24 protein-coding genes are annotated in these 26,354 nt (G+C 41.0%); 20 read left to right on the forward strand and 4 right to left on the reverse strand.

Going from position 1 to position 26,354, the window contains the following annotated elements; genetic code table 11:
• Positions 1 to 3 precede the first annotated feature (3 nt).
• The 18 genes from nuoH to C9E88_RS04075 all read left to right on the forward strand — a co-directional run bounded on the left by nuoH (position 4) and on the right by C9E88_RS04075 (position 18,581).
• Positions 4 to 1,011, forward strand: a complete 1,008-nt coding sequence (nuoH, locus tag C9E88_RS03990; protein WP_106985486.1) for an NADH-quinone oxidoreductase subunit NuoH — start codon at positions 4 to 6, stop codon at positions 1,009 to 1,011.
• Between the two features lie 16 nt (positions 1,012 to 1,027).
• The gene (gene nuoI, locus C9E88_RS03995) at positions 1,028 to 1,570 is read left to right on the forward strand and encodes an NADH-quinone oxidoreductase subunit NuoI (protein ID WP_106985487.1); all 543 of its coding nucleotides are present in this window, start codon (positions 1,028 to 1,030) and stop codon (positions 1,568 to 1,570) included.
• On the forward strand, positions 1,570 to 2,088 hold the full coding sequence (nuoJ, locus tag C9E88_RS04000; RefSeq protein ID WP_171406245.1) for an NADH-quinone oxidoreductase subunit J: 519 nt from the start codon (positions 1,570 to 1,572) through the stop codon (positions 2,086 to 2,088). Before nuoI ends, nuoJ begins: the two co-directional genes overlap by 1 nt.
• Positions 2,088 to 2,396, forward strand: a complete 309-nt coding sequence (gene nuoK, locus C9E88_RS04005; RefSeq protein ID WP_005007970.1) for an NADH-quinone oxidoreductase subunit NuoK — start codon at positions 2,088 to 2,090, stop codon at positions 2,394 to 2,396. Before nuoJ ends, nuoK begins: the two co-directional genes overlap by 1 nt.
• Positions 2,393 to 4,282, forward strand: a complete 1,890-nt coding sequence (nuoL, locus tag C9E88_RS04010) for an NADH-quinone oxidoreductase subunit L (protein ID WP_106985489.1) — start codon at positions 2,393 to 2,395, stop codon at positions 4,280 to 4,282. Before nuoK ends, nuoL begins: the two co-directional genes overlap by 4 nt.
• 1 nt (position 4,283) lies before the next feature.
• Complete coding sequence (nuoM, locus tag C9E88_RS04015) at positions 4,284 to 5,894, forward strand: NADH-quinone oxidoreductase subunit M (protein WP_106985490.1); 1,611 nt, start codon at positions 4,284 to 4,286, stop codon at positions 5,892 to 5,894.
• 3 nt (positions 5,895 to 5,897) lie between these two features.
• Entirely contained in the window at positions 5,898 to 7,442 is a 1,545-nt protein-coding gene (nuoN, locus tag C9E88_RS04020; protein ID WP_106985491.1) for an NADH-quinone oxidoreductase subunit NuoN, read from the forward strand.
• A gap of 123 nt (positions 7,443 to 7,565) precedes the next feature.
• Positions 7,566 to 8,201: a uracil phosphoribosyltransferase gene (gene upp, locus C9E88_RS04025; protein ID WP_106985492.1), complete on the forward strand. Its 636-nt coding sequence runs from the start codon at positions 7,566 to 7,568 to the stop codon at positions 8,199 to 8,201.
• A gap of 83 nt (positions 8,202 to 8,284) precedes the next feature.
• On the forward strand, positions 8,285 to 8,578 hold the full coding sequence (locus C9E88_RS04030) for a cold-shock protein (protein WP_106985493.1): 294 nt from the start codon (positions 8,285 to 8,287) through the stop codon (positions 8,576 to 8,578).
• Between the two features lie 379 nt (positions 8,579 to 8,957).
• Complete coding sequence (locus tag C9E88_RS04035; protein ID WP_106985494.1) at positions 8,958 to 10,997, forward strand: UvrD-helicase domain-containing protein; 2,040 nt, start codon at positions 8,958 to 8,960, stop codon at positions 10,995 to 10,997.
• A gap of 43 nt (positions 10,998 to 11,040) precedes the next feature.
• A complete protein-coding gene (gene dut, locus C9E88_RS04040; protein ID WP_106985495.1) occupies positions 11,041 to 11,493 on the forward strand; it encodes a dUTP diphosphatase in 453 nt (150 codons plus the stop codon).
• A 586-nt stretch (positions 11,494 to 12,079) separates the two neighbouring features.
• Entirely contained in the window at positions 12,080 to 13,501 is a 1,422-nt protein-coding gene (locus C9E88_RS04045) for a phosphomannomutase/phosphoglucomutase (protein WP_106985496.1), read from the forward strand.
• A gap of 10 nt (positions 13,502 to 13,511) precedes the next feature.
• Positions 13,512 to 14,420 (forward strand): acetylglutamate kinase, encoded by a 909-nt coding sequence (argB, locus tag C9E88_RS04050; RefSeq protein ID WP_106985497.1) that lies wholly within the window; start codon positions 13,512 to 13,514, stop codon positions 14,418 to 14,420.
• A 152-nt stretch (positions 14,421 to 14,572) separates the two neighbouring features.
• Positions 14,573 to 15,352: a GNAT family N-acetyltransferase gene (locus tag C9E88_RS04055; protein ID WP_106985521.1), complete on the forward strand. Its 780-nt coding sequence runs from the start codon at positions 14,573 to 14,575 to the stop codon at positions 15,350 to 15,352.
• Positions 15,353 to 15,453: 101 nt separating this feature from the next.
• A complete protein-coding gene (locus C9E88_RS04060) occupies positions 15,454 to 16,302 on the forward strand; it encodes a class II glutamine amidotransferase (protein ID WP_106985522.1) in 849 nt (282 codons plus the stop codon).
• A gap of 276 nt (positions 16,303 to 16,578) precedes the next feature.
• Entirely contained in the window at positions 16,579 to 17,034 is a 456-nt protein-coding gene (locus tag C9E88_RS04065) for a bacteriohemerythrin (RefSeq protein WP_106985498.1), read from the forward strand.
• A gap of 141 nt (positions 17,035 to 17,175) precedes the next feature.
• Positions 17,176 to 18,258: a hypothetical protein gene (locus C9E88_RS04070; protein WP_106985499.1), complete on the forward strand. Its 1,083-nt coding sequence runs from the start codon at positions 17,176 to 17,178 to the stop codon at positions 18,256 to 18,258.
• Positions 18,258 to 18,581, forward strand: a complete 324-nt coding sequence (locus C9E88_RS04075; protein WP_106985500.1) for an RnfH family protein — start codon at positions 18,258 to 18,260, stop codon at positions 18,579 to 18,581. Before C9E88_RS04070 ends, C9E88_RS04075 begins: the two co-directional genes overlap by 1 nt.
• Positions 18,582 to 18,624: 43 nt before the next feature.
• On the opposite strand, the gene C9E88_RS04080 is transcribed toward C9E88_RS04075, so the two are convergent.
• Complete coding sequence (locus C9E88_RS04080; RefSeq protein ID WP_106985501.1) at positions 18,625 to 19,023, reverse strand: outer membrane protein assembly factor BamE; 399 nt, start codon at positions 19,021 to 19,023, stop codon at positions 18,625 to 18,627.
• Positions 19,024 to 19,135: 112 nt separating this feature from the next.
• Here C9E88_RS04080 and fur point away from each other — a divergent pair, with 112 nt between their 5' ends.
• The gene (gene fur, locus C9E88_RS04085; RefSeq protein WP_067766225.1) at positions 19,136 to 19,573 is read left to right on the forward strand and encodes a ferric iron uptake transcriptional regulator; all 438 of its coding nucleotides are present in this window, start codon (positions 19,136 to 19,138) and stop codon (positions 19,571 to 19,573) included.
• Between the two features lie 114 nt (positions 19,574 to 19,687).
• Here fur and C9E88_RS04090 read toward each other — a convergent pair whose 3' ends face one another.
• The gene (locus C9E88_RS04090) at positions 19,688 to 20,809 is read right to left on the reverse strand and encodes a PilT/PilU family type 4a pilus ATPase (RefSeq protein ID WP_106985502.1); all 1,122 of its coding nucleotides are present in this window, start codon (positions 20,807 to 20,809) and stop codon (positions 19,688 to 19,690) included.
• A 31-nt stretch (positions 20,810 to 20,840) separates the two neighbouring features.
• Positions 20,841 to 21,878, reverse strand: coding sequence for a type IV pilus twitching motility protein PilT (locus C9E88_RS04095; RefSeq protein WP_106985503.1), 1,038 nt, complete (start codon positions 21,876 to 21,878; stop codon positions 20,841 to 20,843).
• Positions 21,879 to 22,001: 123 nt separating this feature from the next.
• Between C9E88_RS04095 and C9E88_RS04100 the strand changes: the two genes are divergently transcribed.
• A complete protein-coding gene (locus C9E88_RS04100; protein ID WP_106985504.1) occupies positions 22,002 to 22,691 on the forward strand; it encodes a YggS family pyridoxal phosphate-dependent enzyme in 690 nt (229 codons plus the stop codon).
• Between the two features lie 57 nt (positions 22,692 to 22,748).
• On the opposite strand, the gene C9E88_RS04105 is transcribed toward C9E88_RS04100, so the two are convergent.
• On the reverse strand, positions 22,749 to 26,345 hold the full coding sequence (locus C9E88_RS04105; RefSeq protein WP_106985505.1) for an AAA family ATPase: 3,597 nt from the start codon (positions 26,343 to 26,345) through the stop codon (positions 22,749 to 22,751).
• Between the last annotated feature and the right edge of the window lie 9 nt (positions 26,346 to 26,354).

Below are 26,354 nucleotides of genomic sequence, written 5' to 3' on the forward strand. Positions count from 1 at the left end.
TTCATGCAACAAGAATTAATACGTCAAACGCCGCTTTGGGCTGAGAACTGGCCGATTGCCTACTCTGTAGTTCAAGCGATTGTGATCTTACTGGTTGTAGTTTTGATCGCTGCGTTAATGTCGTTTATTGAACGTCGTCTACTTGCATTGTGGCAAGACCGTTATGGTCCGAACCGTGTAGGTCCGGGCGGTATGTTCCAGATTGTTGCCGACATGCTTAAAATCATGTTTAAGGAAGACTGGACACCAAAATTTGCTGACAAATTAACATTCCGTTTAGCACCAGCAGTTGCAATGGCAACTGCGGTGTTATCGTTCATGGTTATTCCAGTATCGCCTTATTTAGGCGTATCGGACATGAGCATTGGCTTGTTGTTCTTTATGGCAATGGCAGGTATTGCGGTTTATGCAGTATTGTTTGGTGGTTGGTCTTCAAACAACAAATATGCATTACTTGGCGGTTTACGTTCTGCTGCTCAAACCATTTCGTATGAAGTGTTCTTGGGTATCTCGTTGATGGGTGTAGTGGCAATTGCTGGTTCATTCAACATGCGTGAAATTGTTGAAGCGCAAAAAGATGTTTGGTTTGTTGTTCCTCAATTCTTAGGTTTCTTAATCTTCGTGGTTGCGGGTGTTGCGGTAACTCACCGTCATCCATTTGACCAACCAGAAGCAGAACAAGAATTGGCGGAAGGTTACCATGTCGAATATGGCGGTATGAAATGGGGTATGTTCTTCGTTGCGGAATACGTAAACGTAGTATTGATCTCTGCTTTAATCGTAACTTTATTCTTCGGTGGCTGGTTAGCGCCATTCAACCTTGAAATTCTGTATGTTCCAGCAGCATTCTGGTTCATTATTAAAACAGCATTCTTTGTAATGATGTTCGTTTTAGCGCGTGGCTCTTTAATGCGTCCTCGTTATGACCAAGTAATGAACTTTGGCTGGAAAATTTGCTTGCCATTAGCGTTAGTTAACTTGCTAGTTACTGCCGCAGTTGTGTTGTGGTAAGGGCAGGGAGAACAAAATGTTTAAATTTCTAGCCGGGTTTGGATCGATTGTACGTTCGCTTTGGATGGTGTTTAGCCACGCAACGCGTAAACGTGACACGATTCTATATCCAGAAGTGCCAGCCGAAGAAATCGTGCCACCACGTTTCCGTGGTCGTATTGTATTGACGCGTGACCCAGATGGCGAAGAGCGTTGTGTTGCATGTAACCTATGTGCGGTTGCATGTCCAGTTGGCTGTATTTCACTACAAAAAGCTGAACAAGAAGACGGTCGTTGGTACCCAGAGTTTTTCCGTATCAACTTCTCACGTTGTATCTTCTGCGGTATGTGTGAAGAAGCATGTCCGACAACTGCTATTCAGTTGACGCCAGACTTCGAATTATCTGAATACGTTCGTCAAGACCTTGTATATGAGAAAGAACACTTACTTATCTCAGGTCCTGGTAAATACCCTGACTACAACTTCTACCGTGTAACCGGTATGGCAGTTGCAGGTAAAGACAAAGGTCAAGCACAACGCGAAAGTGCGCCTGTTGATGTACGGAGTCTATTACCATGATGTGGCCGTTTTATTTGATGGCACTTGTGGCCATCGTCTCTACGATTCGTGTTGTGACTAACACGAATCCAGTACATGCTTTATTAAGCTTAATTGTTTCATTACTTGCTGTTGCTGGTATGTTCATGATCGTGGGTGCGCCGTTTGCTGGTGCACTTGAAATCATCGTATACGCAGGCGCCATTATGGTTCTGTTCGTATTCGTTGTGATGATGTTGAACTTGGGTCAACAAACCATGGAACAAGAAAGCAAGTGGCTAACTTCATCTGCGTGGGCTTATCCTGCGTTGATGAGCTTCCTCATGGGCCTCGTTCTTGTATGGATGTTGGGTTCAGACTACACCAAACCTTCTTTGGTGATGGGTGCGGAAATTGTTGGTCCTAAAGCTGTAGGTACAACACTCTTTACTCAGTACTTATTATTGGTTGAAGTTGCCGCGATGTTATTGCTTGGTGCACTTGTTGCAGCATTCCATCTTGGTAAACGTGAACCAAGTGCAGAAGAGGAAAAAGAATAATGGGCAACATCCCTTTAGAACATGGTTTGATCGTTGCAACCATTCTTTTTGCACTGGGTTTTTACGGTGTAATGGTACGACGCAACTTACTATTTATTTTGATGAGCCTTGAAATCATGATGAACGCTGCTGCTTTGGCGTTCGTTTTGGCAGGGAGCGCATGGGCGCAACCAGATGGCCAAATCATGTTCATCTTGATCTTAACGCTTGCTGCGGCAGAGGCTTGTATCGGTCTTGCTATCGTCCTTCAGTTCTATCATCGCTTCCATCATTTGGATGTGGATGCTGCTAGTGAGATGCGCGGATGAGCTATTTATATTTAACAGTATTATTTCCGCTCATTGGTTTTATCCTTTTAGCGGCAGGTCGTAATAACCTACCTGAAAAACTTGCAGCGGTTATTGGTGCGGGTTCTGTTGGTCTATCTGCATTATTTGCTTTGATTGCTGGCTTGGACTTTGTAAATAACGGTTCAGTAGCAACAACACAGCATTTGTGGACTTGGTTTAGCGTTGGTGGTTTAGCACCAGGCTTCTCACTACATCTTGATGGTCTGTCATTACTTATGATGGGCATGATTACAGGTGTAGGTTTCCTTATTCACATCTTCGCAACGTGGTATATGCGTGGTGAAGAAGATTTTGCACGTTTCTTCTCTTACTTCAACCTATTCGTAGCAAGCATGTTGCTTCTCGTTTTGGGCGATAACTTGGCGTTATTGTTCTTAGGTTGGGAAGGCGTAGGTCTGTGTTCTTATCTATTGATTGGTTACTACTACCAAAACCCTGCAAATGGCTTTGCTGCGATTAAAGCGTTCACTGTAACGCGTGTGGGTGACGTATTCTTACTAATTGCATTGTTCTTAATCTACCAACAGTTTGGTACTTTAAACATTGCAGAAGTGGTTGTGGCTGCACCGACTGTATTGGCACAAAGTTCATCGATCGCAATCTGGACAGCATTAATGTTGTTCTTGGGTGCGGCAGGTAAATCTGCGCAAATTCCATTACAAACATGGTTGGCAGATGCGATGGCTGGTCCTACACCAGTATCTGCATTGATCCACGCAGCAACAATGGTAACAGCAGGTGTTTACCTGTGCTGCCGTATGTTCACTGTGTTTGAACAAGCGCCTGAAGTGATGATGTTTATCTCTATCACAGGTGCGGTAACATTATTGGTTGCTGGTTTTGCAGCATTGGTACAAACCGACATCAAACGTATTCTTGCTTACTCAACAATGAGTCAGTTGGGTTATATGTTTATGGCAGTGGGTGCTGAAGCTTACCAAGCAGGCCTATTCCACATGCTTACGCATGCGTTCTTTAAAGCGTTATTGTTCCTTTCTTCTGGTGCGGTAATTCTTGCTTACCATCACGAACAAAACATTTTCAAAATGGGTGGCTTGTTCCATAAGAACAAATTCCTATTTGCATGTTTTGCAATTGGTGGTGGTGCCTTGGCAGCAATCCCATTCATCACAATCGGCTTCTTCTCTAAAGATGCGATCTTGGGTGCGGTATGGGTGAAAGGTCAAGCTGTTGCAGTATATGATTGCTTATACTGGACTGGTGTTGCAGGTGCATTCTTAACGTCTATTTATACATTCCGTTTAATTTGGGTTGTATTCTTTGGTAAAGAAAACACGCCTTACCATGAAATTAAAGGTGTAACTTACTGGGGTCCATTGGCCATCCTTGCGGTGCTGTCAACAGGTCTTGCTTATGTATTAAAAGCACCAGTAACTAACATTTTAAATGCAGCTCAAATCCCTGCGTTTAATGTTCCTGAAGCGCTTGAGCATGGCATGCACAGTGCTGAATACACAGCTGTAGGTATTGCACTTGCAGGTCTTGTGGTTGGTGTTGTGTTATTTGCCTTCGCATACAATGCAGTTAAAGCATTTGCTAAAACTTCTTTGGGTGCGGGTCTTGCGAATATCTGCCGTAATGCACTTGGTTTCGATGCGTTATACAACCTTGTATTCGTGAAACCATATTTGCTTATCGCGAAAATCTTAGGTCGTGATCCAATTGATGGCTTGTGGCTAGTATTGCCTGCACTTGTTAAAGCAGGTAACAGCTTCACAAGTTCACGTCAAACGGGTTCTTTGCGTGAATACGCATCGAGTATGGCATTCGGTACGGTTGTCCTACTGTTGATCTTGGTCGTGATTCAGGTCGTGGGGAAATAAAATGGAAGCTAATAATTTAATTTTACCCGCTCTGATCCTTATTCCGTTCATTGCAGGTTTCGCATGCTGGTTGGTCGATAAACTCGACCAACACTTGCCACGCTATATCGCCTTGATTGGTATGTTAGTGACTTTGGGTTTAACCATTGCACTTTGGCAAACAGGTACATATAGCTATGAATTAGGTAGCCAAGCACCAACTTGGGCTGCTCAATTCAATATTCCTTGGATTCAAACACTCGGAATTAACATTCACCTTGCGGTGGATGGTTTATCACTTCTTATGGTGGGTTTAACTGCACTCCTTGGTGTGTTAGCAGTAGGCTGTTCATGGGGTGAGATTCAAAAGAATGTTGGTTTCTTCCACTTAAACCTTTTATGGTCTTTAGGTGGTGTAATCGGTGTATTCCTTGCCATTGATATGTTCTTGTTCTTCTTCTTCTGGGAGATGATGCTTGTACCTATCTACTTCTTAATCGCACTTTGGGGTCACCGTGGTGCGGAAGGCAAGTCACGCGTTTACGCAGCAACTAAATTCTTCATCTATACACAAGTTGCTGGTTTAATCATGTTAATCGGTATCCTTGGCTTAGTTGCTGTAGGTTACTCATTAAATGGTCAACTTAGCTTCAACTACAACTACTTAATGGGCGTTGCTCATACAGTAGAAGCTCAAGCACCAGCACTTGCTTATGCATTTATGGTGTGTTTGTTCATTGGTTTTGCGGTAAAACTTCCAGTTTTCCCATTACACGGCTGGTTACCAGATGCGCATGCTCAAGCACCAACAGCAGGTTCTGTTGACTTAGCGGGTATCTTGATTAAAACAGCGGCATACGGCTTACTTCGTTTCGTTATTCCATTCTTCCCAATGGCTTCAGCACAATTTGCTGATATCGCGATTATTTTGGGTCTGATTGGTATTTTCTACGGCGCGTGGTGTGCATTCCAGCAAACAGATATGAAACGTCTTTTGGCGTATACGTCTATTTCGCACATGGGCTTTGTCCTTCTAGCGATCTACGCTGGTAACATCTTAACCTTCCAAGGTTTGATGATTATGATGTTGGCGCATGGTCTTTCATCTGCTGCCTTGTTCATTATGTGTGGTCAGGTTTACGAACGTCTTCATACGCGTGATATGCGTTTGATGGGTGGTATCCGTGGTCAGTTTAAATATCTTGCATTCTTCTTGATGTTCTTTGTTGCTGCGCTTGTGGGTATCCCAGGTTTAGGTAACTTCATCGGTGAATTCCTGATTTTGATGGGCTCATACGCAAAATTCCCTGTGTATACAATTCTTGCTGCAGTAAGCCTTGTATTCGCTGGTTTGTATGGTTTGATCCTGATTCACAAAGCACTTTTTGGTACGCCAAATGAAGCGCAAAAAGCACATTATTCATCTCCATTAAAAGATTTGAATGTACGTGAAGTTGTGATTTTACTGATCTGTGCGTTGGGTCTGGTGTGGTTGGGTCTATTCCCACAAACGTTCCTTGACGTTTCTAATTCAAGCATGGCGTGGTTAGCGAATAGCTACATTCCTGTTCAAGAAACAGTTGAGACAGTTCAGCAGGCTGTCGTTTCAGCTGAAAATGTGGAGATCCAATAAGTCATGAACTTCACAATGTCATTTGCAGAGCTTATGCCTCTAGCGCCAGTCATGATTGTTGCTTTAACAGCAGTAGTGGTGATGTTGCTGGTTGCGATTAAGCGTAATCATAATTTAGCAGCAACGACATCCGTTATTGGTTTGAACCTTGCTGCCTTATATATCGTATTTATTGTGCTTGCTGGTCAATATGCACCTGCAAACGTAATGAATTTGTTCATCGTAGATCCGTTTACGATGCTGTATCAGTTTGTGATTGTGGTGGCAGCGCTTGCATGCTGCACACTGTCACATGCGTACATCGAAACGTATAAAGACAACCGCGAAGAACTTTACATCCTTATGCTTGTATCTGTAACAGGTGCAATGCTTATGGTTGCAAGCACGCATTATGCGTCGTTCTTCATCAGCCTTGAGTTAATGTCGATTCCTGTATACGGTCTATTGGCGTACACACATCAACGTTCTCAATCGCTTGAAGCGGGTGTGAAATACCTTGTACTTTCTGCAACAGCTTCAGCGATGTTGTTGATGGGTATGGCGTATGTATATGCATACACAGGTTCATTAAACTTCGTTTCTGAGCCAGGTAAATTATTTACAACATTTGGTCAACCAGCTGTTGTACTTGGCTTAGCGCTTATTGTATTTGCAGTTGCATTTAAATTGTCTCTTGCGCCATTCCATAAATGGACACCAGACGTATATGCAGGTGCGCCAGCACCAATCGCTACATTCTTAGCAACTGTTGCTAAAGTGGCGATGATTGGTTTATTTGTTCGTTACTTATTGTCTTCAGGTTTAATCCTTGCAGACAGCTTCGTAACACTATTAACCATTATTGCAGTACTTTCGATTCTTGCAGGTAACTTACTTGCAGTTCGTCAAGTGAACTTGAAACGTATCCTTGCATACTCTTCAATTGCACACTTTGGTTATTTATTGGTTGCAATTATCAGTGCAAAAAATACTGATTTCTTACAACTTCAAGGTTTTGCAACTTTCGAATCTGTAAACATTTATGTGATTACTTATGTGTTAACAACAATCGGCGCGTTCGGTGTAGTAACACTTATGTCTAGTCCATATAACAATACAGACGAAGCAGGTAGCTTGGCTGAGTACCGTGGTTTGTTCTGGCGCCGTCCAGTATTAACTGCAACTTTAACGGTAATGATGCTGTCTCTTGCAGGTATTCCATTAACTGCGGGCTTCATTGGTAAGTTCATGGTTGTGAAAGCTGCTGTTGCTGGCCAAGAATGGTTCCTTGCAGCAATGGTTATCGTTGGTTCAGGTATTGGTTTGTACTACTACTTACGAGTAATGGTTGTACTTTACATGACACCACCAGAAAATCCACGTATCGACGCTGTCGATCATTGGGGTCAAAAAGTGGGTGGTATCATGGTGTTAGGCGCTGCTGCATTAGTATTGTTGATTGGTGTATATCCAGACCCAATCATTGCAATTTCTAAAGTTGCTTTCTTTGCGATTTCACCAGAATTACAACAATTCATTTTGTCTTTAGTACAAAGCGGATTTAACTAATTTAGCTATTTAGCTCAGTTATTACAAAAAAGCCTCCTGTAAAGGGGGCTTTTTTAATTTTATCGTACGGCAAAATTTACTATAATAGATAGAATTTGATCTTAACCTTTTAGGTGTTCTCCCGTGGCTATCCATGAAATCCGTCATCCATTAATCCGTCATAAACTTGGCTTATTGCGCCGTGCTGACATCAGCACTAAGAATTTCCGTGAACTTGCGCAAGAAGTCACTATGCTTTTGACTTATGAAGCAACAAAAGATTTACCTGTGTGTGACCATGAAATTGATGGCTGGGCAGGTAAAGTAACTGTAGACCGTATTGCGGGTAAAAAAATTACGGTTGTGCCAATTTTACGTGCAGGTATTGGTATGCTGGATGGTTTCTTAAACCTCATTCCAAGTGCAAAAGTATCAGTACTTGGTTTAGAGCGTGACGAAGAAACACTTGAAGCGCGTACTTACTATAAAAAATTAGTACCAGACGTACAAAACCGTATTGCGATGATTATCGATCCAATGCTTGCAACAGGTTCATCGCTAGTTGCTGCTATTGATGTATTAAAAGCAAGTGGCTGTAAAGACATCCGCGTGATGGTATTGGTTGCTGCGCCAGAAGGGATCAAACGTGTTGAAACTGCACATCCAGATGTGACCATTTTTACGGCTTCTGTAGATAACGGTATTAATGAAAATGGCTACATCGTTCCTGGTTTAGGCGATGCGGGTGACAAAATTTTTGGTTCAGTACAAAAAGACTAATTTTAGTACCGAATGAAAAAAGAGGCTTTCATAGCCTCTTTTTTATATAATGATGAAAAGATATTTGAGCATAGGACAGTAGCATGAAAGATGAAGTGTACGTAGGTAAAGTCAAACAATATGATCCTGAAAAGGGCTATGGTTTTATCGGTTCATCTGAGGGAGATATTTTCTTCCATATTTCAGATTTTCCATCTGCAGATGGTGAACCAAAACGTCATGATCGTGTGAAATTTACCGCAGTGAAAAATGGTGATAAATTTAAAGCGGTCAAGATTGAACGTGTAGAAGACAATTCAGCCAAAGCGAAAAAAACGAAAGTTGTGCAAAATAATAAATCAATTACATCAGCTTTGCTGTCTAACTTTAAACGTTAAGTCATTTTTTGCTGTTTTAGATGCTGTATAACAGATTCAATTCAGTAACATAAAAAAGGGGCAACGTGCCTCTTTTTTATTGGCTTTGTGTGGGTCTAATTTTTAAATATGCAGGGGCATTTTTTACTGAATGGTATTCAGAACAGTTAAAAATTTAGCTCAATACATTGCGTTTGTATCTGGCAGGTTTTTAGAGTTTATGCCTGAAAAACAGACAACAAGCCTATGTGTATTTTTAAAATAATTTATATATTATCAATATTTTGCATATTTAAGCACTCTGAGTTTTTAAATTTCAATCGCGCTAAATCATCTTTAGGGTTATACAGCGAACACTGAGATGACTATAATCGACACCGAATCAGGATGAGGAATCACTATGTCACTCGCAAGTCAGTTAAACGACAAGCAACTTGAAGCCATGAAATATACTCAAGGACCCTTGTTAGTGCTTGCAGGTGCAGGTTCAGGCAAGACCTCGGTGATTACCCGTAAAATTGCGTATTTGGTGAAACACTGCGGTATTCCTGCGCATCGTATTACTGCGATGACCTTCACCAATAAGGCTGCACGTGAAATGAAAGAGCGTGTGACCAAACTATTAACACGTGAAGAAGCCAAGGGCTTGTCGGTGTCGACCTTCCATACCTTTGGTTTAAATTTATTACGTCTTGAACTTAAAAATACACCTTTAAAAAATAACTTTTCCATTTTAGATGCAGATGATTGCAAACGCATTTTGATGGACTTAATGCATCGTGACAATTTATCTGGTGCTGAAAGCAAAGAATTGATTGCGAAAGCCATGAAAATGATTTCGGATTGGAAAAACGACCTGATTCCACCTGAGCAAGCACACACCACCTGTGAAACAGCAGAAGATGTCCAATTTGCGCATTTATACCAATTGTATGAGCGTAATTTACGTGCGTACAACGCCGTAGATTTTGATGATCTAATTGTAATGCCAACACGATTATTACAAGAAAATGCAGAAGTACGTGATCGTTGGCAAAACCGAATTCGTTATTTGTTGGTGGATGAATATCAAGATACCAATACCGCGCAATATATTTTGGTCAAGCTCTTGGTGGGTGTGATGGGCCAATTTACTGCGGTAGGTGATGATGACCAATCCATTTATGCATGGCGCGGTGCTAAGCCTGAAAACATGGCCTTGTTAAACGAAGACTTCCGTAATTTAAAAGTGATTAAGCTCGAACAAAATTACCGTTCGACCAGTCGCATTTTAAAAGCCGCGAATACTGTGATTGGCAATAACCCACATATTTTTGATAAAAAATTGTGGTCAGACAAAGGCCATGGTGAAGTGATTCGTGTCATTACTTGCCGTAATGATGATGATGAAGCGGAACGCGTCGTAAAGGATTTAATTACGCACAAATTAATGAATGGCAAAAACTGGAAAGATTATGCCATTTTGTACCGTGGTAATTTCCAAGCGCGAATTTTGGAAACGCAGCTTCGCCAAATGCAGATTCCGTATAAATTATCGGGTGGTCAGTCGTTCTTTGCGCGCTCAGAAATTAAAGACATGATGAGCTATTTGCGTCTGATTATTAACCCAGAAGATGACAGCGCTTTCTTACGTATTATTAATACACCTAAACGTGCGATTGGCCCTGTGACCTTAGAGAAACTGGGGCTGTTTGCACAAGAAAGTAATTTGTCCTTGTTAGCAGCATCGGGTGATCAGCGTTTAACTATGGCGATTCCCAAAAAAGCCACCACGCAATTGGCCGAATTTCATGACTTCATTGAGCGTTTCACACGTAATTTAATCGAAGATGATGAACCTGTACCCATTATCCGCCAAATGATGATTGAAGCTGGCTATATCGATTATGTGAAAGAAACGGCAGCCACACCAGCACAGGAAAAAACCAAGCTCGACAATATTGAAGTGTTGTACAGCAGTATTCAAAGCTTGATTAACCGTGCTGAAGATGTCGACGAAAAAAACATTGAAAGTGTCATTCGTAAAATGGTGTTGCTGGATATGTTGGAGCAACAGCAAGAAGAAGAAGATACAGATAAGGTCAATTTATTAACCTTACATGCATCAAAAGGTTTGGAATTTCCTTATGTCTACCTGATTGGTTTAGAAGAGGAAATTTTGCCTCATAAAAACTCAATTGCGGCAGACACAGTAGAAGAAGAGCGTCGCTTAATGTACGTGGGAATTACCCGTGCACGTCAAGGTTTGACCATCACTTTGGCAGAGCAACGTAAAGCGGGTGGGCAAATGAAACAAATGACCCCAAGTCGCTTCTTGGATGAATTGCCACAAGATGAACTTGATTGGTTAGGTCGTAAGAAAAAACTGGCTGGTAATATTGATCCAAAATTGCAAGCACAGCATTACTTAGAAAATTTACGTGCGTTGATTAAGCGCTAATAAGCAATTTGTAAAATAAGTTACATTGAAACAGGAATGAAACATGAAAGTTCAAGTTAAAGTACTCGACTCACGTCTAGGTACAGAATGGCCAATGCCTGCGTATGCTACAGCAGGTTCTGCGGGTTTAGATTTACGTGCTTGTGTTGCCGAAACGACAGTGATTGAACCAGGTCAAACTGTGCTGATTAAAACAGGTCTTGCAATTTACATTGAAGATGTCAATTTTGCAGGTATGATTTTGCCACGTTCTGGCCTTGGTCATAAGCACGGCATCGTGTTGGGCAACTTGGTAGGTTTGATTGATTCTGACTATCAAGGCGAATTAATGGTTTCTGTATGGAACCGTAGTCAGACTGCTTTTAGCCTAGAACCAGGCGAGCGCTTAGCGCAGTATGTACTGGTACCTGTGGTGCAAGCACAGTTTAATTTAGTTGAAGAATTTGAAGCAACTGAACGTGGTGCTGGCGGTTTTGGTCATACTGGCAAAAACTAAGCAGGCAATGCATGTAAGGTAATGTTTTCATTGCTTTACATGCATATTGACGATTGATTTATAAAAATAATAGTCATAGAAATAGATTAAAAATTAAAAAGTGTGAACCAGTTTGCGTATTAATGGGTGGCTTTATCAAATATCCCTAATATTAGTGATTGTTGGTATTATGTAATTCTCATAAACTATTGGGCAGATCAAATAGCCTAATATAGAAATAGGATAGTGCGATATTTGAGGTGCATAAACTATTCTATCTGTTTGATATATTTTATCTTTTAACTTGAAGCGACTGTTTTTTTTGTAATTACGTATTATTTTCACGCTTAAAATTTTTATCTTTTATAATTATGGGGTTAATAATTTTTTAAGGAATTTTGGATAAAATATTTTTTACTCAATGGTCAATTGATATTAACTATTTTATATTCAAAAGCTTAAGTTTTATTAATTGATTCTTAAACTAAAATGATTTAAAAAAGGAACACTTTTTTAAAGTATTTATGTGCTTAATTGTTTAATCAAACTGATTGTTCCTCCTAAAGTAGGCCACTGTTGATACGGGCAATTAAAAGAAGAATATCTTATGGGTTTACTCTATAACAATTTTCCGTCTCATATTTTCCGCGCGTACGACATCCGTGGTAAATCTAGTTTATTAACCAGTGATATGGTGGGTTCGATCGCCCATGGTTTAGCTCAGCAATATTTAAAACGTGGCCAAACATGCTTGGCTATTGGTTATGATGCACGTATCAATAGCCCGTTATATGCTTCAATTATTCGAGACGTGTGCGAAAGCTATGGGCTTGATGTGACGATTATTGGTTGTTCTTCTAGTCCAATGTTGTATTACATTGCACGTGATTTTTCTGGCAATGGTGTAATGGTGACTGCCAGTCATAATCCAAAAACAGACAATGGTATAAAGTGGATTGTGCAAGGCGAACCACCCACACCTGAAATGATTCAGCATGTTGCAACAGATGCAAAACATCATTTTGTGCCTAAGAAATCTGTAACACCACTTGAATTACCACACCAAATATTGCCTCAATATTGCTTACAATACCAACATGCATTATTGGCTGATATTCAGCTTCAAGCACCAATAAAAATTGTATTAGATGGTATGCATGGTTCAGCAGGTCGCTGTGCAAATTTAGTTTTAAATAAGTTGGGTTGCGAAGTGAGTGCCTTGCGTTGTGTGGCGAATGGTGAGTTTCCAGACCATGCACCCGATCCATCACAAATTGCCCATTTAAGTCAGCTACGAAATGCGGTTGTTTCACAGCAAGCAGATATAGGCATTGCGCTAGATGGTGATGGCGACCGTTTGGTGTTAATTGATGCACAAGGTACGGTCATTACTGCCGACCGTTTGTTATGTTTATTTGCGGAAATGTGTTTAAAAACGCATCCGCAAGCCGAAATTGTTTATGACGTAAAATGCTCGACGATGGTGCGTAATACAGTGCAGGCACTCAATGGCCAAGCAACCATGTTGCGCACGGGAAGTACCTTTTTACGCAAGTATTTGGCGCAATCAAAAGGTCACGCGGTATTTGGTGGCGAATATGCAGGGCATTATGTATTTAATGACGGGCGTGGCTGGGGCTATGACGATGGCTTATATGCAGCGCTGCGTGTGATTGAATATATGCAAGCAGAGCAATTAAGTTTGGCTGAACTCTTGGCGCGTTATCCAGAACGCGTGGGTACGGAAGATCTTTATATTTCCACCCATCATGTCGACCCCAAAGCTGTTTTGGCCGAAGTAGAACGTCAATCTCAGCAGATTCATGCAGAAATTAGCAAAATTGATGGGATACGGCTTGATTTTGATGATGGATTTGGCATCATTCGAGCATCGAATACAGGCGAGTATTTCACCCTTCGTTTTGATGCGGATGATATGACGCGTATGCGCCAAATACAGCGCCTGTTTGTCAATATGTTAGTTGAGCAGTATCCAGACATCGCTCAAGACATTTCAGATGCTCAATAAGGAGAGGCGAATGCCACATCAGCATACCGGCATCGACAAAGCACAGATTTTGACTGAGGCTTTGCCGTACATTCAACGTTTTTCAGGTAAAACGCTGGTTGTAAAATATGGCGGCAACGCAATGACTGATCCTGAGCTAGAAAGCTCATTTGCACGTGATATTGTTTTATTAAAAACTGTAGGTTTAAACCCTATTGTGGTTCACGGTGGTGGCCCACAAGTTGATTCATTTTTGAAGCAATTAGGTCGTGAGTCTGACCGTATTGACGGTATGCGCGTAACTGACCCAGCTACGATGGAAGTTGTAGAAATGGTGTTGGGTGGTAGTGTGAATAAGTCCATTGTGAACCTGATTAATAAGCATGGTGGCCGTGCAATTGGTTTAACAGGTAAAGATGGTAATTTGCTTCGTGCACAGAAACTATTGATGCAGAAGACGGCAGAAGATGGTTCTGTTAAAGAAATTGATTTAGGTCTAGTGGGCGAAGTCGTTGGTGTAAAAACTGATGTCTTGGAAATGTTCACGCAAGGTGATTTTATTCCAGTGATTGCACCATTGGGTGTAGATGAAGAAGGCAACACCTATAACATCAATGCAGATTTGGTTGCGGGTAAAGTGGCTGAAGCACTCGGTGCTGAAAAACTTATCTTGTTAACCAATATCAGCGGTGTATTGGATGAAAATAAAAACCTACTGACTGGTTTAAGCACACAAGAAGTTGACCGTTTAATTGAAACGGGCGTGATCTATGGTGGCATGATTCCTAAAGTAGGCTGTGCATTAGATGCAGTGAAGGGTGGTGTGGTAAGCGCACATATTGTCGATGGTCGCGTACCCCATGCAACGTTGTTAGAAATTTTTACTGATCATGGTGTGGGTACTTTAATTACCAACCGTCAAGCTGCTAAAAAAGCTTAAGCCTTCAAGATCGTCTGCCGTAAATATAAAAAAGCCCCATTTCGATGGGGCTTTTTTTGCTGGATTGAATTGCAACAGAATGCTATGTGGTCATGAAAATGTCATCGCGTACACCTAGTGTAAAACAACGTCAAAGAGCTGAGGTTGTGCACATGTTGGATAAACTAAATCAGTACCGTCAAAATTTTGCCTTACCCTTTTATAAAAAAAGCATCAAAGCAACCAGTTATAGTTTTGAGTGGGTTGAAGACTTAGCTGGCCTTCAGCAAGTACAACAATTTAGAGCAATGCAATTTGGGGCACAGTTTAATTTGCACTTTGCAAATGGGCTAGATCAAGATTTATATGATTTTAATTGCGAACACGCCGTATTACGTGACAAAGTCACTCAAGAAATCGTAGCGTATACCAGAATTAAGCGCTTACAAGGCTATGAGTTAGTCACAAAGAGCTATAGTCAACATGAATTTGATATAGCCAGCCAACTGGGCCATTTAGAGCATATTGTGGAAATTGGACGAACCTGTGTGCATCCACGCTATCGTTCAGGCAAAGCATTGTCTGTGTTGTGGCTAAACTTACTCCCCAAGGTGTTGTGGGAAATGAAAGCCAAATATGTCATTGGTTGTGTGAGTGTGCGGCTCAAGGGCAATGAAGCGCAGGCTTATTACACCCATCAATTTATAAAAAACTTAAAGCAAGGTACGAATTCTATACGGGCACAACAGTCGTATGAACCTGCATATCCGCAATATAGCTTTAAGCAGGATGAACGTATTCCAAAATTGTTTGATGTGTATTTAAAAATGCAGGCAACTTTGTCGCAACAGGCCTATTACGATCAAGAATTTAATTGTGTGGATTATTTTGTTTTTTTAGAGGTAGCCAAAATGGCAAAAAACTTTATTTTTCAGCAAAAAATCACGCAATAGCGTTCAAAATAGCGAGCTGTGATGGATTTTGTTATTTGTAATCGTTTCAGGACTCATGCAGAATAGCGTTATCATTGACCACACTTATGATGATGACGCTTATGTGCCAGCTGTTAGGGATGAATTGTGCGACACCAACGGATATTACGTTTTCTTTCCGTGGTTTCTCTCAGCGTGCAGGTATTACATCGGATCATTGTGATGGTTTTGGTATCGCTTTTTTTGAAGATAAAGCCTGCCGTTTATTTGTAGACAATCAATCCGCCGTTGAATCACCGATTGCTGAATTGATTCGTAATTATCCAATTAAATCACGCAATGTGATTGCGCATATTCGTAAAGCGACCCAAGGTAAAATCAATTTAGAAAATTCGCATCCATTTAGTCGTGAGCTTTGGGGGCGCCAATGGATTTTTGCTCACAATGGTGATTTACATGATTTTTCACCTGAATTAGCAGGTCGTTTTACGCCTGTAGGCAATACAGATAGCGAATTGGCTTTTTGTTATTTGCTCGAACAATTGGTTAAACGTTTTGGCTATGAAGAGCCCAGCTTAGACCAAATCTTTGATGTACTCATTGAGATTTCTCCGCAAATTGCTGAACATGGCACGTTTAACTTCTGTTTATCCAATGGCCAAGCTTTGTTTAGCTATGCCATTACCAAATTACATTGGTTGGTACGTGAGTACCCATTTAAACCTGCACAGTTAATTGATTTAGATGTGGAAGTCGATTTTAGTGAAGTGACGACTGCTGATGATCGTGTGGCAGTTATTACCACAGAGCCTTTAACTCAAAATGAAGTTTGGACGGCATTTAAACCCGGTGAGATGATTCTCTTTCAACATGGTAAGCCTATTCGTCATGCTATGAGTGAAATTGCGCGTTTAGAGCGTGAGCGTTTAGATCCATCTTTGCGTCGCGTGACATTGGCAGATCATTATTGATTGCATTCAATATTCAAAATAATTGAGCTCTATATTTTAAATGACTGTTTTTTTGAAAATAGATGTAATTATTTATATGATTTATACTTGAATTGATTAAAAAATATCTGACTCTTGTGGTCAAGATTAAATATTAAAACAATAATAAACAATGATTTACATAATATTACTTTAAATACACATAATTCCGAGTAAATCACTTCATTTTTATTTAATCTATTTCGCTATATGATTAATTTTATGTGATAAATAATTCAAAAGTGGTAGGTGGTCGTAATGAAAATGAAATGGATTCCAGAATATAATACTGGCATTGATGTGATTGACGATCAGCATAAACGTATTCTTGATTATATTAATGAAATTGATAGTGTAGATGCCAATACGGATCGTGCACGTATTCAAGAAGTATTGAATAATATTATTGACTATACACAGTCTCATTTTACCTTTGAAGAGTCTCTTCAAGAAGAAGCGGGTTATAAATACCGTGTACCACACAAACGTGTACACGATTTATTTATTAAAAAGATTGAGTCATATCGCGATCGTTTTAATATGGGCCACGCGATTGAAGCAGAACTTCATGAAGTATTATCTAAATGGCTCATTAATCATATTCAACACGATGATGCAGATTATGTCGGCGCCGTGAAAGAAAATATGATGGGAATCATTAAAGAAAAAGAACAGAAAAAAGGTAAAAACTGGTTCGCTCGCTTCTTCTCATAATTCAAGATGAACGAGATAAGAAGAACTAAAATCTAATAATGATTTAGCGCAGCAAATCACCGTAAGGTGGTTTGCTTTTTGTTTTTGATTTTCCAGACAGAGCAGGGCAAAATAGCGCTAGCTTTTTTAAAGGAACGCCTCATGCAGGATAATGCTATGTCAAAATGGTTATCGCCTCTGATGGCTTTTTGTGTCTCATTTATTATTATTGCGACTCTTGCGCCAATAACGGGGATTCAAATTGACCGTCAGCTAGATTTCTGGTTGCTCTGGCTTGCAACAATGCTCATTTTAGCATTGCCATTGTGCTATTTAGAAATCGCACTTGCAAAACGCTCAAATACCACCGCTTTACAGGCATTATCTAAATTAACACGCGATGCAGATGCATCTGCGAAATGGCGTTTGGCAGGCTGGTTAGCTGCTGTTTTTATTCCATTTTTGGTGGGTGGTGTACTGTCTAATATTAGCCAGCTTTTACAAGCTACGGCAGTTCCTGCGCTAGGAACACCTATTGTATTGGTGGGTCTTGCAGTATTGGCAATTGTTTTGTCCTTTATCCCACGCCAAATTACGGTACTTCTAACAGCTGTAGGTGTATTGGCTTCTTTAGTGTTGGCCAATGTTATGGGCACACAGCTTCCAGCATGGCATGTTACACCTGTTGAATTTAGTGAATGGGGAAGTGCAACAGTATTGGCTCTAGTTGCGAGTGGTTTAGGGCTAGGCCTATATTGGCAAAGTAGTTTATTCGCAACACAAAGCCAAGAATCTGCAACTCAATCTGCACTACCTATTTGGTTCGCACAATTATTGGCAGTTGTTGCGTTTGGTTTCTTTGCTGTCAAAACAACCGTACCTGCGTATGCATTAGCATTTGCAGCAACAATGTTTGCAGCTTTAGTGCTCAATTTAGCAGGTGAACAATTACAGCAGCGCCAAATTGCAATGCCTGTGCAGTGGCTCGTAATACTGGTTCCAGTATTTATTTGGGCAATTCCAAGTATTAGCCCTATTTTCAACACAGTGTTGATTCTCTGGGGCTTGGTGATTTGTTTGGTGTACGCTATTTTTGTTGGCTGGATTATGAAAATTAGCCATTTGCGTAAAGCACTGAATTTTTCAAATGAAGCTTTTTATAATATTTGGCGTATAGCGGTGCGTATTGTTATTCCACTATCGATTGTGTTGGCGATTGTGGCTGTATTAGGTCGGATGCTCTAATGGCGGTACAAAAAATTTGGGTGGCTTATGCTGGCCCGACAGCACAATTTCATATTTCAGTACCATTTAATGAAGGCATGACTGCATTAGATGCGATTCGTCTTAGTGGGATTGAGCAACAAACAGAACTCCCCGAAAACCTTCAATTGGGTATTTTTGGTGTGCGTTTAAAAGATCATCAGCAAATTTTACAGGCGGGTGATCGCGTTGAGATTTATCGTGCATTAACGATTAATCCAAAAGAGATACGTCGTAATCGGGCTGCAAAAAATCCGGTCAGTCGTTATTGTCGCGGAAATCGCTTTAAACAATTATGGTCATAAAAAAAACCCCTCAACAGAGGGGTTTATTTTTATATGAAACTGATTATAGTGGCGGTGCAGTTAAAATTGCTTCTTTTGAGCCGGGTAGACCTGGTTGTGATTCTGGAATAGTGTCCAAACCTTCGATTTTTTCGACGATGCCGTTTTGGTTAAAATAAACTTTTAAATGCTGACCAGATGCAGCAGGAATCTTCGCTTTTTTAGCATAGGTTCCTGGGGTATAATTGTAGATGTAGTCCCAGCGCAAAGGATTCATTGGATCTGTAATTGTTGGGCTTCCAAGCACAAAACGAACTTGTTGGAATGTCATACCCACTTGGATTTTTGATGCTTGCGCCTTAGTTAACGGCGTTCCTTGTGGAATATCAACTTTATAAACGCCCAAGGTTGAACAGCCTACGAGCAATGAAGTGACGAACAACGTCAGCATGAGTTTTTGCATTTTGCTACACTATCCCAAATTAATTATGATGCATTTGATCCAAGGATAGATCATACTGCATCTAAAGTTTGTTGCCTATTCCAACTTTAATTTTGTTGAGAGACCTTTTTTCATGCCAATATCAAACCAAGATTTACGCAAAGCTGGACTTAAAGTTACGCTTCCACGAATTAAAATATTGGAATTACTAGAAAATTCAAGACAACATCATTTAAGCGCGGAAGACATTTATAAGACTTTACTTGAACAAGGTGAAGATGTGGGTTTAGCAACTGTGTATCGCGTGTTAACACAGTTTGAAGCTGCAGGGATTATTCAGCGTCATCACTTTGAAAACAATCATTCTGTATTTGAAATTATGCAGGAAGATCATCACGACCATATCGTGTGCCAAAACTGTAACAAAGTGGTCGAGTTTACCAATGATGTGATCGAGCACGAACAGCACGAAGTGGCGAAAAAATTCGGTTTCGAACTGACAGGCCATTCATTAAATCTATATGGTTATTGTGATGCGCCAGCATGCCAAGAAGCATACCGTAAAAAATAATGCCAAACTGGATTTGATTTAGCTTTATGTAAATCAAATCCAATAAGCACAAAAAAAGGCTGAGAGATCAGCCTTTTTTTGTGCTTGAATTTTAGAGTCTTAGCAAATTACAGCCTACACTTGACCATCGAAGGTAATGTTGGTGCTGGCATTCATTAAGCGATCTCCACCTTCTTCAGACAATTTGATTTGTAGGCGTAAGTCGTTTGGTGAATCGGCGTGTTTGAGTGCATCTTTGTAGCTAATTTGCTTGGCTTTATAAAGGTCAAACAGGGCTTGGTCAAAGGTTTGCATGCCTAATTCACGAGAACGTTTCATCAGGTCTTTAATTTCATGTACATCACCTTTACGGATCATGTCTGAAATTAAAGGTGAGTTGATCAAAATTTCAATCGCGGCACGGCGAGAGTTACCATCAATGGTTGGAATCAACTGTTGTGCAACCACGGCTTTTAGATTTAACGATAAATCCATAAACAATTGGTTGTGACGATCTGCTTCAAAGAAGTGAATGATACGATCTAATGCTTGGTTGGCGTTGTTGGCATGTAGTGTCGCAAATACCAAGTGACCTGTTTCAGCAAAGGCAATGGCATAGTCCATTGTTTCACGTGAACGAATCTCACCAATCAAAATGACATCAGGTGCCTGACGTAAGGTATTTTTCAGTGCGATTTCAAAAGAATCGGTATCAATACCCACTTCACGCTGGGTAATAATGCAACCTTGATGCTCGTGTACAAATTCAATCGGGTCTTCAATGGTGATGATATGACCTTTTGAGTTTTGGTTACGATAACCCACGAGTGATGCTAGGGATGTAGATTTACCTGTACCTGTTGCACCCACAAAGATGATAATACCGCGCTTGGTCATCGCTAATTCTTTTAAAATTGGCGGTAACTTGAGTTGCTCCATAGTCGGAATGATCGTTTCAATACGACGGAGCACCATGCCTGGCTCATCACGTTGCTGAAATGCACTCACACGGAAACGCGCTGATTTAGATGGATTGCTGATTGCAAAGTTACATTCACGTGTTTCTGCAAACTCTTTACGCTGTTTATCGTTCATGATGGCATTTAATAATTGGCCAACCGTTGAACCTGGCAGTTTTGTAGAGCCAATAGGTACAATTTGACCATTAATTTTCATGGACGGCTCGACATCGGCAGTAATAAAAAGGTCAGAGGCCTTTTTTTCCACCATAAAGTCGAGCAAACCGTTAAAATCCATAAGGTTTCCCCAAATAATATAATGCTAATTTTTATAAGAAAGATTCTGGCTGTTTTGCTGCAGTACGTGCAGTTTGTGGGCTAATGATGCCTTTAGACACTAAAGTTTTTAAGCTTTGGTCTAGCGTTGTCATGCCGTAGTTTGCACCCGTTTGAATGGCAGAGTACATTTGCGCGACTTTGTTTTCACGAATCAAGTTACGGATTGCAGGAATACCGATCATGATTTCATGCGCTGCCACACGGCCACCACCATTTTTCTTTAATAGTGTTTGTGAAATAACCGCTTGTAGGGATTCTGACAACATGGCACGAACCATATCTTTTTCTTCAGCAGGGAATACGTCAATCACACGGTCAATGGTTTTAGCCGCAGATGTGGTATGTAGCGTACCAAATACTAAGTGACCAGTTTCAGCAGCTGTAAGCGCCAAACGAATCGTTTCAAGGTCACGCATCTCACCGACCAAGATAATGTCAGGGTCTTCACGCAGTGCTGAACGAAGTGCTTCGTTAAAGCCGTGGGTATCGCGGTGGACTTCACGCTGGTTAATTAGGCATTTTTTTGATTGGTGTACAAATTCGATTGGATCTTCGACCGTCAAAATATGGTCATAACGGTTGTCATTGATGTAGTCCATCATGGCTGCCAATGTCGTCGATTTACCCGAACCTGTAGGCCCAGTCACCAGTACGATACCGCGTGGGTATTCACAAATCTCTTTAAAGATTTGCCCCATGCCCAAATCTTCCATTGAAAGCACTTTTGATGGAATGGTACGGAATACCGCACCAGCACCGCGGTTTTGGTTAAATGCGTTCACACGGAAACGTGCCACGCCTGGAACTTCAAATGAAAAGTCTGTTTCCAATTTTTCTTCATAATCACGGCGTTGCTTGTCATTCATAATGTCGTACACCAATTTGTGTACTTCTTTATGTTCTAATGCAGGCAAGTTAATACGACGAACTTCACCATCTACACGGATCAGTGGAGGCATACCTGCTGATAAGTGTAAATCTGAAGCGCCATTTTTAGCCGAAAATGCCAATAATTCTGTGATATCCATAAAATCCCCGAGTACGTCTAAATCTTAATTATTTTGGTAGAATAATAAGGCTTTCCCTCAGCTTAACCAACTGTTAGTTAAAGGGCAAAGGAAAAAAAGATGAATGAAATGAGAACCTCGTCAATGAATACACTTCAACACGCAAAAGAGCAGGTACTAGAGCAGATTAATCGGGCATGTCTGAAGGCTGGTCGTGCTGGTGAATCTGTACAGTTACTGGCGGTATCTAAGACGCATCCGAGTGAAATGCTGCGTGAAATGTATGCGACGGGGCAGCGTGCATTTGGCGAAAATTATTTGCAGGAATCTTTAGATAAAATTGAAGCACTCAAAGATTTAGAGATTGAGTGGCATTTTATTGGTCATGTGCAGCGTAATAAAACCAAACATTTGGCTGAAAAGTTTGCTTGGGTGCATGGTGTCGACCGTTTAATCATTGCAGAGCGTTTATCGAGTCAGCGAGAAGAAACGCAAGCGCCTTTAAATATTTGTTTGCAAGTGAATATTGATGCACAAGATACCAAAGATGGCTGTCAGCAGAATGAAGTTGCAGATTTGGTGGCACAGATTTCTTTATTACCGAATTTACGCTTACGCGGTTTGATGGTGATTCCTGCACCCAACAATCCGCAGGCTTTTGTTGATGCCAAAGCGCTCTTTGAGCAAGTCAAAGCACAGCATGCAAAACCTGAAGACTGGGATACCTTAAGTATGGGCATGTCGGGTGATATGACAGATGCGATTGCCGCTGGCTCAACTATGGTTCGTGTGGGGACAGCATTGTTTGGCGCACGCGATTATTCGCAGCAATAATAAATTTAATCCTCCCTAACCCTCCTTTTTCTAAGGAGGGGATTTTCAACGCTTGATTTATCCCACGACTTGAATGGTACTTGCACCTGCACCGATCGGATTGACCTGAATTTGCACTGGGATTCGTTCGTGCATTTCTTGAATATGCGAGATCAATACCACTTTACGGCCTTGGTTTTGCAATTGATCTAGTGCATTCATCACCATGTGCAGACTTGAAGCGTCTAGTGTGCCAAAGCCTTCATCAATAAACAGGCTTTCGATTTTCGTTGTTCCTGATGCCATGCTGGCAATGGCTAAGGATAAAGCAAGTGCGGTTAAGAATGATTCACCGCCTGAAAGAGAAGAAACAGATCGGGTTTCACCATCCATATCATGATCGACAATCGCTAGGCTTAAAGAGTTTTCAAGGCGCTTTAAGGTATAGCGCTGAGAAAGCATCGCCAATTGCTGGTTAGCATACTCGATTAAAATATCGAGGTTGTATTGCTGTGCCAAATCACGGAATTTCTTGCCCGTTGCATCGCCCATTAAGCTCGAAATTTTATTCCAACGATGTTCTTCAGATTGGATCTGTTGAATCTGTTCTGCAAATTGCTGCTGTTTTGCGATGTTGCGCTGATGTACTTCGAGTTTGAGTTTCACTTCATCACGCTGTTCCATCACTTGGGTCATTTGTTCAACCAAGCTTTGCAATTGTGCAAGCAGGGCTTCAAATGTGATTTCAGGCTGCAGTGTTAAGTGCTGCTGTAATTGTTCATCCAATGTTTTTTTGGCAGATTGTGCATCGCTATATGCACGTTCAGCCGCGATCATTTGCTGTTTAAGCTGCAGTTCTTGCTCATGTGTAATTTCACCGAGCTGCTGCAACAAGGCATCATTAAACTCAATATGCAGCGATAACCACTGTTGAATACTTTGTGCAGCTGCTTCCTGTTGATTTTGCAGCTGTAGTTGCTGTGCCTGATACTTTTGCAGCGCTACTTGTGCGGCATCAAAGGTTTGGCGTCGTTGCTCAAACTGTTGACGCACCGTATTAAACTGAGTTTGCAGCTGTTGTCGGCTTTGCTCAAACTGCAATAACCACTCATGCGGTTTTTCAACGGTTACTTGGGTCATGGTAAAAATAGCTTGAATCGCAAGATCGCTATTTTGTTTACCTTCTTCTAATAGTTTCGCAATTCGTTTTTCAGTTGTAGCAATATTCTCTAGACTGAATTTAGTTTGCTGTTTCGCCTGTTCCAGTTGCTGCATTTTCTGATTCAGTTGCGTATCTAGTTCATTGCGTTGTTTTAGGGTGTTGAGGCGCTGTTGTAGTTTCTCATAAACCTGTTCAGTAGCGGTGCGGGTCGATTGCTGCCATGCATGTTTTTCAGTGTCATTGAATAAAGACAAAATAGGTTGAATATTTTGTTCTGCATGCTGTACATCGGTCAGCTGCTTTGTCGTGTGCTGAATGTATTGAGACAAAGTCTGGCTGTTTTGCTGTGCCCGTTCATGGGTTTTTAAATCAGCTTCTGTTTGCTGTAAAGACTGCTGTGTTTTTTCAATATGATGCTTTACAGCTGTTTCAAGTAAGCTCAAATCTGCACTTAAATCATAAGGGATGCTCAGTGCATGAAGTGATTGTTCAAGCTGGGTTTGGACATTGCTCTGCTGCGTGCCGATTGCAATGAGTTGCTGTGCATTGGCTTCAAAAGCAGTGGACTGCTGTGTGCATTTTTTTTGCAGTTGCTGCCACAGATCAAAGGCTATTTTTTCCTGCGCTAGCGCTTGTTGTTCCTGCTGTTCTTGCAGTTTTAACAGTTCATGGGAAAGCACATCTTGGTTATGTGTATAAGGGTGCTCGGTGCTGCCGCAGACCAAACATGCTTCTCCTGCGACCAGATTAGCTCTGAGCTGTTCTATATTGTCTGCATGCAGTAATCGCTGCTGCTGTAACACTGTTTGCAAACTTTCTCGAGCCGATTTTTGTGTATGAAACTCAGTTTCAGCTGTGCTGCATTGTTGCTGATGCTGTGTGAGATCGCTTTGCAGTTTTTGCTGTTCTTGCAATTTTTGCTGCTGTTCAACATGAATAGCGTGGTAACGCTGCCAATGACTCTTGGTGACATCCAACTGATTAAGACGATTTATTAGGTCTTCACGTGATGTACGTAAGCCTGTAATTTTAGAATTGAGCACTTGGTCTTGCCCAAATTGCTGAATAAGCTGTTCAAGCTGTTGCTGTTTTTGAGCGACTTGCTGCGTAGCTTGCGCGACATCACCATATTGCTGCTCAAATTGCACATAACTTTGAATAAAGCGCTGTAAAGGGCTGAGATGTGCAGACAGCGCTTCATCTAAAACTTGAAAATGTGCTGTTTGCAGCAGTAGGGTATTTTGCTGTGCTAAATTTTGTTCTAACTGCTGCTGTGCTTGTAGCAATTGCTGTTCGGATTGAAGCAGCGGGGCATGCTGATCTTGCAGTTTTTTGAGTTCATCTTTTACAGCAATGAGCTGATCGCCTAGCACTCGGCGGTCGGCAATCCGCGCACGTACTACATCAATTTGATCTTGATAATCCACTTCAAATTGGTGCTGCTGTTTTTGCTGCAGATCAATTTGTTCAAATTGCGATTTTTCATGATTATACTGAATTTCAATTGCGCTGAATTGCTGCTGTGCCTGAGTCAATTGAGGCTGCAGCGCCACCATTTCTGTATTTAAATTTTTCTGCTGAATGATGCTTGGACGGATTGAGGCGAATTTTTCCAGTTGTTGCAATTGCAGCTTCTGTGGCTGCAGTGCATCAAGTTGCTCCTGTTGAACAGCCAAATATTGCTCACGCTGCTGAATATCCGCAATCAGTTTGTCTTTGTGTTGAAACCATTGCTGCTGTTTGAGTAATTGCTGCTTTTCACTATCAAGTTTTTGGTAAGTATCTGCATGGCTTTGAAATTGCGCCGTGTGTAAGGCAATATCTTCATCAGACAATATTTCAATATGTCCTAAAACATTTTCCAGCTCTTTACGCTGATTGGCAATTTCTTTGGTTTTATCAAAGGCCAATTGACCAATTTTTGCGAAGATTTCAGAGTTGGTTAGATATTCTAAAAGTTTTCCACGTTCATTATCACGTGCTTTTAAAAAAGCAGTGACCTCTGATTGTGCGAGTAGTACTGTACGGGTAAATTGTTCGAAACTGAGTTTTATAATTTCGGGGATATGCTTTTCAACCTGTTTGGTTTGATTAGCAATAATTGTTTCGTCCGTTAAGCATTTTAGTGAACGCTGTACACTTTGCAATTTACCGTTTGGGTTTTCACGTGCACGTTTAATTTCCCAACGTGCAGCATAGACTTTTTGGTCTTGAGCAACAAAGCTGAGCTCGGCAAAGCCTTGGGCTGTACCACGGCGCAATATTGTTTGTGTTGATTTCGTGAGGAGTTCTGACCCATCTACATCAATAAGTTTACCATCGCTGTTTTTAAGACGTGGTACCTCGTTGAATAACGCCAAACACATGGCATCTAAAATGGTAGATTTACCTGCGCCTGTTTTGCCGATAATTGCCACTAAACCTGCACTGGCTAAGGGCTCAGATTCAAAATCAATAAAATGCTCACCTGCTAAAGATGCCAAGTTTTTAATACGTATAGATAAAATTTTCATGGCAATTCC

Origin of the sequence: Acinetobacter cumulans, assembly GCF_003024525.3 — a bacterium.
GTDB lineage: Bacteria > Pseudomonadota > Gammaproteobacteria > Pseudomonadales > Moraxellaceae > Acinetobacter > Acinetobacter cumulans.